General features: G+C 73.4%; 14 protein-coding genes. 12 read left to right on the top strand and 2 right to left on the bottom strand.

Going from position 1 to position 13,182, the window contains the following annotated elements:
* Window positions 1-12 precede the first annotated feature (12 nt).
* Window positions 13-945, bottom strand: coding sequence for an NADP-dependent oxidoreductase (locus ACZ6R6_RS22245; protein WP_470096082.1), 933 nt, complete (start codon window positions 943-945; stop codon window positions 13-15).
* A 105-nt stretch (window positions 946-1,050) separates the two neighbouring features.
* Here ACZ6R6_RS22245 and ACZ6R6_RS22240 point away from each other — a divergent pair, with 105 nt between their 5' ends.
* The 6 genes from ACZ6R6_RS22240 (at window position 1,051) to ACZ6R6_RS22215 (ending at window position 6,066) form a co-directional block, all read left to right on the top strand.
* Entirely contained in the window at window positions 1,051-1,458 is a 408-nt protein-coding gene (locus ACZ6R6_RS22240) for a winged helix-turn-helix transcriptional regulator (protein ID WP_470096080.1), read from the top strand.
* Window positions 1,459-1,627: 169 nt separating this feature from the next.
* Window positions 1,628-2,410: an SDR family NAD(P)-dependent oxidoreductase gene (locus tag ACZ6R6_RS22235; protein ID WP_470096078.1), complete on the top strand. Its 783-nt coding sequence runs from the start codon at window positions 1,628-1,630 to the stop codon at window positions 2,408-2,410.
* Window positions 2,411-2,894: 484 nt separating this feature from the next.
* Complete coding sequence (locus tag ACZ6R6_RS22230) at window positions 2,895-4,364, top strand: MFS transporter (RefSeq protein WP_470096076.1); 1,470 nt, start codon at window positions 2,895-2,897, stop codon at window positions 4,362-4,364.
* Window positions 4,365-4,436: 72 nt separating this feature from the next.
* Window positions 4,437-4,850 (top strand): YkvA family protein, encoded by a 414-nt coding sequence (locus ACZ6R6_RS22225; RefSeq protein WP_470096074.1) that lies wholly within the window; start codon window positions 4,437-4,439, stop codon window positions 4,848-4,850.
* A gap of 284 nt (window positions 4,851-5,134) precedes the next feature.
* Window positions 5,135-5,785: an RNA polymerase sigma factor gene (locus ACZ6R6_RS22220; RefSeq protein ID WP_399961994.1), complete on the top strand. Its 651-nt coding sequence runs from the start codon at window positions 5,135-5,137 to the stop codon at window positions 5,783-5,785.
* Window positions 5,786-5,826: 41 nt separating this feature from the next.
* On the top strand, window positions 5,827-6,066 hold the full coding sequence (locus ACZ6R6_RS22215) for an anti-sigma factor family protein (RefSeq protein WP_470096072.1): 240 nt from the start codon (window positions 5,827-5,829) through the stop codon (window positions 6,064-6,066).
* A gap of 87 nt (window positions 6,067-6,153) precedes the next feature.
* Here the strand turns inward: ACZ6R6_RS22215 and ACZ6R6_RS22210 are convergent, their stop codons facing one another.
* Window positions 6,154-6,444 (bottom strand): zf-HC2 domain-containing protein, encoded by a 291-nt coding sequence (locus ACZ6R6_RS22210; protein ID WP_470096225.1) that lies wholly within the window; start codon window positions 6,442-6,444, stop codon window positions 6,154-6,156.
* Between the two features lie 123 nt (window positions 6,445-6,567).
* Here ACZ6R6_RS22210 and egtA point away from each other — a divergent pair, with 123 nt between their 5' ends.
* The 6 genes from egtA (at window position 6,568) to ACZ6R6_RS22180 (ending at window position 13,146) form a co-directional block, all read left to right on the top strand.
* Window positions 6,568-7,794: an ergothioneine biosynthesis glutamate--cysteine ligase EgtA gene (gene egtA / locus ACZ6R6_RS22205; protein ID WP_470096070.1), complete on the top strand. Its 1,227-nt coding sequence runs from the start codon at window positions 6,568-6,570 to the stop codon at window positions 7,792-7,794.
* On the top strand, window positions 7,791-9,092 hold the full coding sequence (gene egtB / locus ACZ6R6_RS22200; protein ID WP_470096068.1) for an ergothioneine biosynthesis protein EgtB: 1,302 nt from the start codon (window positions 7,791-7,793) through the stop codon (window positions 9,090-9,092). Before egtA ends, egtB begins: the two co-directional genes overlap by 4 nt.
* Entirely contained in the window at window positions 9,093-9,797 is a 705-nt protein-coding gene (egtC, locus tag ACZ6R6_RS22195) for an ergothioneine biosynthesis protein EgtC (RefSeq protein ID WP_470096066.1), read from the top strand. It abuts the gene before it with no gap.
* A 196-nt stretch (window positions 9,798-9,993) separates the two neighbouring features.
* On the top strand, window positions 9,994-10,953 hold the full coding sequence (egtD, locus tag ACZ6R6_RS22190; RefSeq protein WP_470096064.1) for an L-histidine N(alpha)-methyltransferase: 960 nt from the start codon (window positions 9,994-9,996) through the stop codon (window positions 10,951-10,953).
* A gap of 271 nt (window positions 10,954-11,224) precedes the next feature.
* Window positions 11,225-11,830: a hypothetical protein gene (locus tag ACZ6R6_RS22185; protein WP_470096062.1), complete on the top strand. Its 606-nt coding sequence runs from the start codon at window positions 11,225-11,227 to the stop codon at window positions 11,828-11,830.
* On the top strand, window positions 11,827-13,146 hold the full coding sequence (locus ACZ6R6_RS22180) for a sensor histidine kinase (protein ID WP_470096060.1): 1,320 nt from the start codon (window positions 11,827-11,829) through the stop codon (window positions 13,144-13,146). Before ACZ6R6_RS22185 ends, ACZ6R6_RS22180 begins: the two co-directional genes overlap by 4 nt.
* Window positions 13,147-13,182: the final 36 nt, after the last annotated feature.

Below are 13,182 nucleotides of genomic sequence, written 5' to 3'. Positions count from 1 at the left end.
CGCCGCCGGGTGTCACGGGACCAGGACGATCTTCCCGGTGGCACGGCGGGCCGAGAGCAGCTCGTGCGCCTTGGCGACCTCGGCCAGCGGCAGCACCTGGTCTACGTGCACCCTGAGCCGCCCGGACTCCACCAGGGCGGCGAGGCGGGTCAGATCGGCCGCCGAGGGACGCACGTTCACCACGGCGAGCCGTATCCCCCGCTCGGCCGCGCGCTCAGGGGTGATGCCGAGGTTGCCGCCGAGCGCGCCGACGAGCAGGCCGCCGGGCTTCAGGGCGGCCGCCGAGCGCTCCCCGTACTCACCGCCCACCAGGTCGAACACCACGTCCACGGGCTCGGTCGCCGTGGCGAAGTCCTCGGTGGCGTAGTCGATGAGCGTGTCCGCGCCGAGACCGCGGAGGAAGGCGTGTTTGGCGGCCCGGGCGGTGCCGACGACGTGCGCCCCGTGCGCCTTGGCGATCTGGACGGCCAGGTGGCCGACCCCGCCGGCGGCGGCGTGGACGAGCACCCGCTGCCCCTCGCCGACGCGCGCGATGCCGACCAGCGCCTGCCAGGCGGTCAGACCGGCCAGCGGCAGCCCGCCCGCCTCCTGCGCGGTCAGCCCGGCGGGCCTGTGGATGATCTCGTTGGGCGAGGCCAGAACGTAGTCGGCATAGGCGTTGCCCGCGCCCGGGAAGGCGAGCAGGCCCAGCACCTCATCGCCGGGGGCGAACGCGGACACGCCGGGCCCGGTGGCCTCGATCACCCCCGCGACGTCCCAGCCGAGGCTGAACGGCGGCGTGCCGAGCAGCGGGTAGACCCCGGACCGGACAGCCCCGTCGACCGGGTTGACCCCGGCGGCCTCGACCTTGATCAGGACCTGCCCGTGGTCCGGCACGGGCCGGTCGACCTCGACGAGCTGGAGAACGGAGGGACCGCCGAAGGCGGACTGGGTGACGGCACGCATTTCGATCTCCTTGGTAGGGGAACCCTGTGGAGATCAATCGTGGTGGACGGCGGTATAACTAGGAAAGAAGGCACCTTTGCGATATATAGGTACCTTATGGATACCATGTCCCACCTGAGGGAGTTCGGCGCGGTCGACGCCTACCTGAGGGAGTGCGCCTCACGGACCGTCCTGGCGGCCATCGCCAACAAGTGGACCTGCCTGCTGGTGGACGCCCTGCAGGATGGCCCGGTCCGGTTCGGCGAGCTGCGCCGCCGCCTCGACGGGATCACCCAGAAGAGCCTCACCCAGACACTGCGGACCATGGAGCGTGACGGCGTGGTGGTCCGCACCGTCTATCCGACGATCCCGCCCCGGGTGGAGTATTCGCTCAGCGAGCTGGGGCAGAGCGTGGTCGGGCTGATGGAGGGGATCAGGCGCTGGTCGGAGGACCACATGCCCGAGATCATGGCCGCCCGCGACCGTTACGACCTCCGCGCGGCCGAGGACCCCCGGCCCGTCCCGGTGGACTGACGCCGGCCGCCGGCGACGCCTGATCCAGGATGCCGCCGTCCGGTCGCGCCGGGGGCGCTGGCATGCTGGCCCCGTGACCGAGAGACTCCCCACCACCGGTAGCGCGGACCTCACGGGCCCTGTGACCGAGAGACTCCCCACCACCGGTAGCGCGGACCTCACGGGCCCTGTGACCGAGAGACTCCCCACCACCGGCGGCACGGACCTCACGGGACAGGTCGCGCTGGTCACCGGCGGCTCCGCCGGGCTCGGCCAGGCCATCGCGCTGGCGCTCGCCCAGGCCGGCTGCACCGTCGTGGTCTCCAGCCGGCGGCAGGATGCCTGCCTGCGGGCCGCCGCGCAGATCACCGCCGCCACCGGCCGGCACGCCTCGGGCATCGCCTGCGACGTCGGCGACGAGGACTCCGTGCACGGAGTCGTCGACGAGGTCGTCGCCCGGCACGGCCGCCTGGACGTCCTGGTGACCAGCGCCGGCGTCCAGGCCCGGGGCGAGCTGGCCGACCTCGACGCCGCCACCCTGCGACACTGCCTCGAGGTCAACGTCGTCGGCACCTTCCTGGCCTGCCAGGCGGCGGTGCCGGTGATGCGCGCCGCCGGATACGGCCGCATCGTGACCCTCGCCAGCGCCCTCGGCGTGGTGGGCGCCGCGGGCCGCGCCGGATACGCCGCCAGCAAGGGCGCGGTGATCCAGCTCACCCGGAGCCTGGCGGTCGAGCTCGCCGGCACCGGCGTCTGCGTCAACGCCCTGGCCCCCGGGCCGTTCCGCACGCCGCTCAACGAAGGCGTCGACGACGACCCACACGTGCGCGAGTTCCTCGACCACCAGGTGCCCGCCCGCCGCTGGGCCGACCCCACCGAGCTCACCGCCGCCGCGCTCCTGCTGGCCGGCCCCGGCGCCTCCTACATCACCGGCGCCGTCCTGCCCGTCGACGGCGGCTGGACCGCGCACTGACGCCCCCTCCGGAGCCGCGGACGGGTTCCGTCACGGCCGGCGGCCGGAGTTCCGTTACGCGTGACAGCGGCGCGGGTTCCGTTACGTCTCACGGGCGCGGCCCGGGATCCGTTACGGCCTCCGCCCGGTTACGGACGCGGCCCCGGATCCGTTACGGTCACTGCGGCTGCGTGATGCCGCGCGGCCGTACGGCCCCGCCCGACCCGGCCCGATGTGCCAGGGGATACGCCAGTCCGGCGGGGTGCCGACCGGAAACGGCCGCCCGTCCGGAGCGGTAGCGGGGGTCCGGCGGGCCGCCCGCCGCCCGCCGGCCCGGCCGCCCCGGTATCCGCACGATGACTCGGTAACTCCAAAGTGCCGTCTTCCGCCCCCCTTTCCCGGTGCCGCATGATGCGAATACTTACAAGAGGGAACTGACCGGCTCCGAGGAAACCGAAAACGGCCGGCCCGGCCCCTCCTCCCCCGCGTCCCGAGGAGTGATCCCGTGTCCACACCGCAGTCCCCACCACCCGGCACCGGCACCGGCCGCATGAACGGGCGCGCCTGGGGCGTGCTGTTCGTGCTGTGCGGCGCCATCTTCCTGGAGGGGATCGACGTGGCGATGCTGAACGTGGCCCTGCCGTCGATCCGGTCCGACCTGGGCATGTCCACCGGCTCGGTGAGCTGGGTGATGAGCGCCTACGTGCTCGGCTACGGCGGTTTCATGCTGCTGGGCGGGCGGACCGCGGACCTGCTGGGCCGGCGGCGGATGTTCCTGTTCTGGCTCGTGGTCTTCCTGGCCTTCTCCGGCTTGGGCGGGATCGCGACCGAGGGGTGGATCCTGATCGTCGCCCGGTTCGTGACGGGCGCGGCCGCCGCGTTCATGGCGCCCGCGGGTCTGGCCATCATCACGACGAGCTTCGCCGAGGGCCGCCGGCGCGACAAGGCCCTGCTGGTCTACGCGGGGACGGCGGCGGCCGGCTTCTCCCTCGGGCTCGTCGTCGGGGGTCTGCTGACCGCGGTCAACTGGCGGTGGGTGTTCTTCGCCCCGGTCATCCTGGCGTCCCTGATCCTCCTGGCCGCCGTCCTCCTCATCCCGCGCGAGGAGCGTCCGGAGCGTTCTCCCCACGGCTTCGACCTGGCCGGGGCGGTCAGCGTGACGGGAGCGATGCTCCTGCTCGTCTTCACGGTGGTCAGCCTGGAGGAGCCCGGCGCCGGATGGGGCTGGACGGCCGGCGCGTTCGCCGGCGGTCTGGCGCTGCTGGCCGCCTTCGTGGCGATCGAGCGGCGCTCGGCCTCCCCGCTGGTCCGCCTGGGCATCCTGCGCTCGGGCCCGCTGGTCCGCGCCAACCTCGGCGCGCTGCTGTTCGCCGGGTCCTTCTTCGGCTTCCAGTTCGTCGCCGTCTTCTACCTGCAGGAACTGCGCGGCTGGTCGACGCTGGAGACGAGTCTCGCCCTCCTGGCCGTCGGCATCGACGCCGTGCTCGCGCCGACCGTCACGCCACGGCTGGTGAACCGTTTCGGCAACGTCCGGGTGATCTTCGGCGGCCTGGTCCTCGCCGCCGTGGCCTACGCGCTGTTCCTGCCGATCGGCCTCGACTGGACCTACGCGGCCATGTTCCCCACCATGATCATCCTTGGCCTCGCCTTCGCCCTGACCTACGGACCGCTCACCATCGCCGCCACGGACGGCATCGCGGAGGAGGAGCAGGGGCTCGCCGGCGGCCTGCTGTACACCTCCTTCCAGTTCGGCTCGGCGCTCGGCCTGTCGGCGGTGACCGCCGTCAGCGCCGCCTTCGCCGGGACCGGCGGCTCGCCCCAGGCCGGGCTCGACGGCTTCCGCGCGGCCCTGATCGTGCCGCTCGTCGGGGTCGTCCTCGCCGCGGCCGTCACCGCGGCCGGTCTGTGCAGGCGCACCGCGACAGCCGCCGAGCCCTCCCGCGAGACCCTTGAGGCGGCCGGGACGTCCCGGTAGTCCGGGGCGGTCACCAGGGCCGACGCCGCCCTGCCCGCCCCGCCCCGCCCCGCCTGGAGTAGGTTCGCTCACGTGTCGTGGTGGAACGTCGTCTGGGGCGTCGCGGCCGGCCTGGCCGCCGTCTGGCTGGCCCTGGCCGCCGCGTTGGTGATCATGCGGCCCCAGGGGGTGCTGCTGACCGAGGCCCTCCGGCTCCTGCCCGACCTCCTGCGTCTCCTGCGGCGCCTGGCCGCCGACCCGGCCCTCCCCCGTGGCATCCGCGTACTGCTCGGCCTGCTGCTCGCCTACCTGGCCCTGCCGATCGACCTGATCCCCGACTTCGTCCCGGTGCTGGGCTACGCCGACGACGCCATCATCGTCACCGCCGTCCTGCGGAGCGTGGTCCGCAGGGCGGGGCTGGAGGCGGTGGAGCGTCACTGGCCGGGGACCGCCGACGGCTTCGCCGTACTGTGCCGTCTCACGGGCCTGCGCCCGCCGCCGCCCTGAACCTCCTCACCCCGGACCTCGTTGCACCCCGGACCTCACTGCCCCGAATCCGACGGACTCGAATCCGGCGGGCCCGGACCGCGTAACGAACGGGACGGTCATGGGACTGTGCAGGGAGAAGACTGCGGACATCCAGCGGTCAAGCCGGGGAGGAGAAAGTGTCGTCCCAGCTCAGGACGGGAATCTTCTATCTCCGGGACTGGTCGCGCTCCGGAGCGCTTCAGCGGAGAGGACGCACCACGACGTCATGAATGTCCCAGATGCCCGATCAGGAGGAGACAATCGTGGAGCCCTTCACGGGCGGTAGGCTCCCCCCGGACGATGTCGTCGTCGCGGCCCTGCGCGCCGGGGACGAGACGATGTTCGCGGCGCTGCTGGACACCTGGTCGCGGGGGATGCTGTGGCTGGCCCGCTCGCACGTGTCCACCAACGACTCCGCCGAGGAGATCGTGCAGGACACCTGGCTGGCGGTGATCAGGGGCATCGAGGGCTTCGAGGGCCGCTCGTCCGTCAAGACGTGGGTCTACCGGATCCTGGTCAACACGGCCAAGAAGCGGGGCGTGCGCGAGAACCGCACGGTCCCCTGGAGCAGCGTCTTCGAGCAGGAGCGGCCGACTGTCGACCGCTCACGTTTCCAGGGCGTGGACGACCCCTTCCCCGGACACTGGAAGGAACTGCCCACCGCCTGGCCGACCCCGGAGGGCGAGGTGCTCGCCTCTGAGGTGCGCGGCCGGATCGCGGCGGCCCTGGCCGAGCTGCCCCCCAGGCAGCGGGCGGTCATCACACTCCGCGACGTCGAGGGGTGCACATCGGAGGAGGTCTGCGAGATCCTGGAGATCTCCGCGGCCAACCAGCGTGTCCTGCTGCACCGCGCCCGCGCTGCGGTGCGGGGGCGGCTGGAGGAGTATTTCGAGACGGCGAGGCGGTCGGCGTAGTGGAATCGGTTCAGCATCGAGACGGTAAGGCGGTCAGCGTCGTGAAGCGGTTCAGCTGCGACGAGGTGGTGGAACTCGTGACCGTCTACCTGGAGGGTGAGCTCGACGCTCCCAGGGGAGGCCGGTTCGAGGAACATCTCGGCGGCTGTGAGGGCTGCGAGCGCTACCTCGGCCAGTTCCGCGCCACCATCGGCGCCCTCGGCGAGCTGCCGCCCACGGCCCTGCCCGGCGGAGCGCGCGAGCGGCTGCTGGCCGCCTTCCGCGACCGGGGACGGCCCTGACCCGGCTACCGCCTGCCTCCCGCGGCCCGAGACGGCCCCGACCCGGCTACCGCCTGCCTCCCGCGGCCCGAGACGGCCCCGACCCGGCTACCGCCTGCCTCCCGCGACCGGGGGCGGCCCTGAGCCGGGGCCGGAGAAGGCCACGCGTAACCTCCTGAGCACCCCGCCCGTGACGCCGTCGCCCCTGAGACAGCCGAGGGCCTCGACCGTCGCCCGGATCTGCTCCAGATGGACCGAGCACCCGGCGCACCCGGTCAGATGGGCCTCCATGCGCCGCCGCCGCCCGGCGGGGAGCGCCCCGTCGAGGTAGTCGGTGACGAGCCCGACGGCCTCACGGCAGCCGACCGGGCGCCGGGACCGGGATCCGGCTCGCATCATTCTCACCTGTGCCCCATGTGACCGTAGTGCCGCTCGCGGTCGATCCGTTACACCCCGGCCCGCTGTAACGCTTGCGCGCCTCGCGGGTCTATAGACCCGTACACATCGGGCAAAGGGGGCACGATGATCGATCTGGCCGCCGAGGGCGCGCTGGTCCGGGACGCTTCGGATGTGGCGGACTTCGCGCGAGGCTGCTTCCACGGCTCCACCGGGGACCAGGTGGGGATCGAGCTGGAATTCCTGGTCTTCGACCGCGCCGCCCCCGCCCGCCAGGTCCCGCTGGCCAGGATCGCCGACGCGCTGCCCCCGCTGCCCGGCGGGAGCCGGGTGACCTTCGAACCGGGCGGCCAGCTCGAACTCTCCGGCCCGGCGGGCCCGCTGCCGGAGGCGATCGCCCACCTCACCGCCGACGTGAACGCCGCGCGCGCGGCCCTGCGGGAGGCGGGCCTGGCGCTGGCCGGGGTGGGTCTCGACCCGGTACGGCCGGCCCGGCGGCAGTTACGGCTGCCCCGCTACGAGGCGATGGCCGAGTTCCTCGGCACGCCGTACGGATCCCTGATGATGTGCTCGACGGCGTCGATCCAGGTCAACCTGGACCTGGGCGGCAGGCCCGCGGTCCGGTGGGAGCGCACGCACCTGCTGGGGCCCGTCCTGACGGCGGCCTTCGCCAACTCACCGCTCAGCGCGGGCCGGCCGTGCGGGTGGATGTCGGGGCGCCAGGCGGTGTGGGAGAACCTGGACCGGACCCGGACGGCCCCCGTCCCCACGACCGGCGACCCGGCCTCGGCCTGGGCGGAATACCTGCTCGACGCCCGGCTCATGCTCGTGCGCGAGGACGGTGAGCGGTGCCGCGCGGTCCGCGACGGCTCGACCTTCCGCGACTGGCTGTCGGCCCCCACCCGTCCGCCGACCCTGGCGGACCTGGCCTATCACGCCACGACGATCTTCCCTCCGGTGCGGCCGCGCGGCTGGCTGGAGATCCGCTACCTCGACGCCCAGCACCCGGCGAGCTGGCCGGTGTGCGTGGCGGTGACCCACGCCCTCGTGATGGACGACCGCGCGGCCGACACGGCGCTGGCCGCCGCCGAGCCGTACGCGGGGATGTGGCCGGGGGCGGCGCGCCACGGCCTGGCGGAGCCACGGCTGAGGAGCGCCGCCGAGGCCTGTTTCGAGGCCGCCCTCGCGGCGCTGCCCCGCCTGGGCGCGCCCCCGGACCTGGTCCGCGAGGTGGCCGCGTTCGCCGACCGCCACGTGACGACCGGCCGCCCACCGGCCGCGGACCTGCTGGATCTGGTGAAAGGGCCGGCGCGGAGCCTGTCGGCCTGGCTGACCGAGGAAGGACAGGCATGAACGACTTCAAGGAACGGATCGCCGCCGAGTTGGTCGCGGTGCGGAACCGGTCGCTGGCCTATACCGACACCGAGGACGACCTGCTGGTCAGGCAGCACTCTCCGTTGATGTCGCCGCTGGTGTGGGATCTGGCGCACGTGGGCAACTACGAGGAGCTGTGGGTGCTGCGGGAGGCCGGCGGGATCACCCCGCTCCGCCCCGAGATCGACGACCTGTACGACGCGTTCAAGCACCCGCGCAAGGACCGCCCGAGCCTGCCCATCCTGGGGCCGGGCGAGGCGCGCCACTACATCGAGGGCGTGCGCGGCCGGGTGCTGGACGTCCTCGACGCGATCGACCTGGAGGGCCCCGACCCCCTGCACCGGGACGCCTTCGTCTTCGGCCTGGTGATCCAGCACGAGCACCAGCACGACGAGACCATGCTCGCCACCCTGCAACTGTCGGAGGAGCCGGGCCTGGTCCGCGACGGCGGCCTGCCGTCCGGCGGGCCCGCGGGCGCCGAGGAGGTGCTCGTCCCCGCCGGCCCCTTCCTGATGGGCACCGACACCCAACCCTGGGCCTACGACAACGAACGCCCCGCCCACCGGGTCGACCTGGCCGCCTATTGGATCGACCGGCTCCCCGTCGGCAACCGCGCCTACACCGCCTTCATCGAGGACGGCGGCTACGACGACCCCCGCTGGTGGACGCCGGAGGGCTGGGGCTGGCGCCAGAAGACCCGCGCCCATGCCCCGCTGTTCTGGACCAGGGACGGCGGCATCTGGTGGCGCACCCGTTTCGGCCGGCCCGAGCCCGTGCCCATGGACGAGCCCGTCCAGCACGTCTGCTGGTACGAGGCCGACGCCTACGCCCGCTGGGCCGGCAAGCGGCTGCCCACCGAGGCCGAGTGGGAGAAGGCCTGCGGCTGGGATCCCGCGGCGGAGCGGTCGCGGACCTACCCGTGGGGTGACGACGCCCCCGGACCCGGCCGGGCCAACCTCGGGCACCGGGCGGCGCGGCCCGCGCCGCTGGGTGCCTTCCCCGCCGGGGCGAGCGCCTACGGCGCCGAGCAGATGGTCGGAGACGTGTGGGAGTGGACCGCCTCCCGGTTCCTGCCCTACCCCGGCTTCCGCAGCTTCCCCTACCGCGAGTACAGCGAGGTCTTCTTCGGCAAGGACTACCGGGTGCTGCGCGGCGGATCCTGGGCGGCCGACCCGGCCGCGGTCCGCACGACGTTCCGGAACTGGGACCATCCGATCCGCAGGCAGATCTTCTCCGGCTTCCGCTGCGCCCGGTCCGCCTCCCCGGAGCAGGCGTAGATGTGCCGCCACGCCGCCTGGCTGGGCGCTCCCCGGACCCTCGCCTCGCTGATCCACGGACCCGAGTACGGCCTGCTCCGGCAGTCCTACGCCCCGCGCCTACAGCGCCACGGCGCGGTCAACGCCGACGGTTTCGGCATGGGCTGGTACGACGCCGCCCGCCCGGAGCCGGTCCGCTACCGCCGCTCCGTCCCCATCTGGACGGACGCCAACTTGCCCGCCCTCGCCCAGGTCGGCCGCTCGGGCTGCCTGCTGGCCGCCATCCGGTCGGCGACCGTCGGCATGCCGATCGAGGAGAGCGCGACCGCGCCCTTCGCCGACGGGCCGTGGCTGCTCAGCCACAACGGCAGGGTCGCGCGGGAGGCGGTCCGCGAGCTCGCCCGCGACGCGGAGAGCACCTGCGACTCCGCGTGGGTCGCCGCCGCGGTCTTCACCCGGCGACGCGCCGGGCTGCCGCTCGGCGACGCGCTGGCGGAGGTCGTCACCCGTGCCGGGGCGGAGGACCCCGGCGCCCGCCTGAACCTGCTCGCCTGCGACGGCGCGTCGATCGCCGCGACCGTCTGGGGCGACACCCTCCACCTCCACCTCGACGACGGCGTGCTCGTGGCGAGCGAGCCGCTGGACGACCGGTCCGGCTGGCAGGCCGTACCGGACCGGAAACTGGTCCTCGCCTCTCCCGACGGCGTGTGCATCCAGCCGCTGTGAGCGGACGGAGCGAGATCACCGCGAGACATGGCATCTCGGTCACGGGCCGGCGGACCGCCGGGCGAGGAGGGACGTGACCGAGCGGATCGAGATCACCGGTAACCACAGCACCCCGGTCACGGGCCGACCGGCCGCCAGGCGAGGACGCCCCTGACCCATCGACCCAGGAGGCCCCGTGTCCGTCAGCCAGTCATCCATGAATCTGGTCAACCATCTCGGTGACGACTACCTGCGTCAGGCACTCGAACACGACGTCCGCACCGGGCTGTCGTCGACGCCCAAATGGCTGCCGCCCAAGTGGTTCTACGACGCGGCCGGCAGCGATCTGTTCTCCCAGATCACCCGGCTGCCGGAGTATTACCCCACCCGTCGCGAGCTGGCCATCCTGCGCCGGCAGTCCGTCGACATCGCCGCGCGCAGCGGCGCGGACACCCTGGTCGAGCTCGGCTCGGGGACCAGCGAGAAGACCGTCCTGCTGCTCGACGCCCTGTCGGCGGCCGGGACGCTGCGCACCTACACGCCGGTGGACGTCGACGCGGTCACCCTCGGCGACGCCGCGCGGCGCCTCACCACCCGCTACCCCGGCCTGGCCGTACAGGCCGTCTGCGCCGACTTCGAGCACCATCTGGCGCTGCTGCCGCGCGAGGGACGGCGGATGGTGGCCTTCCTCGGCGGCACCATCGGCAACCTCGACCCGGCGGCACGTGAGGTGTTCCTCAAGGAGCTGCGCACCACCCTCCGGCCCGGCGACACCTTCCTGCTCGGAGCCGACCTGGTCAAGGACACCGGGCGGCTGGTCGCCGCCTACGACGACGCGGCCGGGGTGACCGCCGCCTTCAACCGCAACGTCCTGCGTGTGGTCAACCGGGAGCTGGACGCCGACTTCGAACCGGACGCGTTCGAGCACGTCGCGCTCTATGACATGCAGCACGACTGGATCGAGATGCGGCTGCGGGCGAGCCGGGCCATGCGCGTGCGGGTCGGCGACCTCGGCCTGACCGTCTCCTTCACGGCCGGGGAGGAGATGCGCACCGAGATCAGCGCCAAGTTCCGCCCCGAGGGACTGCGGGCGGAGCTCGCCGCGGCCGGGTTCGCGGTGAGCCGCCACTACACCGATCCGACCGGTGACTTCAGCCTCGTCCTGGCCCGCGTGTGACCACCGGGAGCCGGCGGCCGGCCACTGGCCGCCGGCGACCGGGCCCGGAGATCGGAGACCGGGGGCCGGGGTCCGCGGCGGACGGCCGGTGGCGGGCGGAGGTTCCGTGAGAGGTGCCATGGTCCCGTGCCCGCCGGGCCGCTGACATCGCCGGTGCGGGGGATATCCGTTCCCCCGCACCGGTGAGACCGAGGATCGCTCCCACCGGCGATCACTTTCAGGCGGCGGAAAACCAGGATTGCCTCATCCGCCGACCGCCTGGAGCACTGACATGAACCCCCGCTTCGCATTCATCGCCACCCCCCTGCTCGTCCTCGCCTACGGGATCATCCGGATCCTCGACGGGCTGGACGGCAGCAGAGGCCCCGGCCTCGCCTGGACCACCGGCCACCTCGCCTTCCTCGCCGCCCTGGCCCTGTTCGTCCCGATCTTCTGGGAGATGCGCCGGATGGCGGGCCGCGGTGTCGTGGCCACGGTGAGCGCCGGGCTCGGGACCGTCGGCATCCTGGCCGCCGCCACGCAGTTCGTCATCGACATCGTGGTCGGGTTCCTCTCGGCCGACCATGCGGCGATGGGCGTCCTGTTCGACCGGATCCAGGCCGTCCCCGGCGTCTCCATCGCGATCTACGACGGCGGCCCCTACCTCTTCTACCTCGGCCAGCTCGCCCTCGTCGTCCAGCTCGCCGTCATCGGCCGCGTCAAGGTCTGGACGCCGCTGCTGGTCCTGATCGACCTCGTCCTCCCGATCGTCGACCGCGACCTCATCCCGGTGGGCGCGATCTTCCTGCTCGTCTCCTTCGTCCCCCTCGCCCGCGAACTGGCCCCCGCGGCCAGGCCCGCCGTCCACGCCGCCCGGCGCGCCACCACCCACGCGTGAGCAGCCCGGAACGGGCCGACCGGCAGGCCGCGTCCCGGCCGCCGGTCGGCCGCGCGCGGTCGTGGTCCCGGCGGTGGTCCCGGCTACGGCCCCGGCCGTGGTCACCCCGCCGCACCGGCGCGCCGGGGGAGGAAGCAGGATGGGACACCGTGCCCGACCTGCCGTTCATCGCCCGGTTACGCCGCCGGATACGGACCCTTCCCTCCCAGTGGGTGGACGTGGCGCTCACCGCCCTGGTGATGGTGGTGCAGCTGTGGCCGTTCGTGGGCCGCGACAACCCCTACGACGTCCCCTGGCACTGGTGGGGATACGTGGTCGTGGTCGCGGCCGTGACACCGCTGGCCTGGCGGCGCCGGATGCCGGTGCCCGTGCTGATCCTCACCCTCCTGGCGACCTCCCTATACGACCTCGCCGAGGACCTGCCGTCCCAGCCGATCTGGTACGGCGGGCTGGTCGCGATGTACACCGTCGCCATGCGGTCCTCCCGCTGGGCCCGCCTGGTCATGATCGTCCTGGCGACCTGCGGCGGGGTGCTGCTGGTCGGATCCTCCGACACCGCGCTGCGCGGCATCGTGCTGTTCGTCGCCGCGTACGCGATCGGCAGGGCCGCCGCCGTCTCCCGCGCCTACGCGGCGGCCCTGGAGGAGCGGGCCGCCCGCCTGGAGCACGAGCGCCAGGTCGAGGCGGAGCGGGCCGCCGAACGGGAACGGGCCAGGATCGCGCGCGACATGCACGACATCCTGGCCCACGCGGTGAGCCTCATGGTGGTCCAGGCCGAGGCGGGGCCCGTGGTGGTCAGGAGCGATCCGGCCAGGGCCGAGGCGGCCTTCGACGCGATCGCCGCCGCCGGGCGCGACGCGATGGTCCAGCTCCGGCGGATGCTGGGCGTGCTCAAGGAGGGAGAGGGGTCCCGCGCGCCGCAGCCCACCATCGGTGACCTGCCCACGCTGGCGGGCCAGGTCACCGGCACCGGGCTCGACGTGGCCTACAGCACCTCGGGCGAGCCCCGGCCGCTCCCTCCCGACGTCGAGGTCGCCGCCTACCGGATCACCCAGGAGGCGCTCACCAACATCGTCAAACACGCCGGCGCCTCCCGCGCCGACATCCGGCTCCGCTGGGACGACGACGCTCTGACGATCGACGTCACCGACGACGGCCCCGGCTCGGGCCGTTGCCTCCCCTCGGGCGGCAACAGCCTGATCGGCATCCAGGAGCGCGCCACCGCCTGTGGTGGCACCGCGACCGCGGGCCGCCGCGCCGACGGACCCGGCTTCCAGGTGTCGGTACGGCTGCCGCTGCCCGCCACGGCCGCCTGACACGCGCGGCAGCCCGGCGGCCGCCGCCGCCGGTCC

Source organism: Streptosporangium sp. NPDC048886 (assembly GCF_055586905.1).
Note: the sequence above shows the minus strand (reverse complement) of the source record. Positions and strands in the feature narration are given on the sequence as shown.

Excerpts from the sequence above, each read along its gene's own strand:
- ACZ6R6_RS22245 (WP_470096082.1), bottom strand. The coding sequence starts at position 945 with ATGCGTGCCGTCACCCAGTCCGCCTTCGGCGGTCCCTCCGTTCTCCAG.
- ACZ6R6_RS22240 (WP_470096080.1), top strand. The coding sequence starts at position 1,051 with ATGTCCCACCTGAGGGAGTTCGGCGCGGTCGACGCCTACCTGAGGGAG.
- ACZ6R6_RS22210 (WP_470096225.1), bottom strand. The coding sequence starts at position 6,444 with ATGATGCGAGCCGGATCCCGGTCCCGGCGCCCGGTCGGCTGCCGTGAG.
- egtA (WP_470096070.1), top strand. The coding sequence starts at position 6,568 with ATGATCGATCTGGCCGCCGAGGGCGCGCTGGTCCGGGACGCTTCGGAT.
- egtB (WP_470096068.1), top strand. The coding sequence starts at position 7,791 with ATGAACGACTTCAAGGAACGGATCGCCGCCGAGTTGGTCGCGGTGCGG.
- egtC (WP_470096066.1), top strand. The coding sequence starts at position 9,093 with ATGTGCCGCCACGCCGCCTGGCTGGGCGCTCCCCGGACCCTCGCCTCG.
- egtD (WP_470096064.1), top strand. The coding sequence starts at position 9,994 with ATGAATCTGGTCAACCATCTCGGTGACGACTACCTGCGTCAGGCACTC.
- ACZ6R6_RS22185 (WP_470096062.1), top strand. The coding sequence starts at position 11,225 with ATGAACCCCCGCTTCGCATTCATCGCCACCCCCCTGCTCGTCCTCGCC.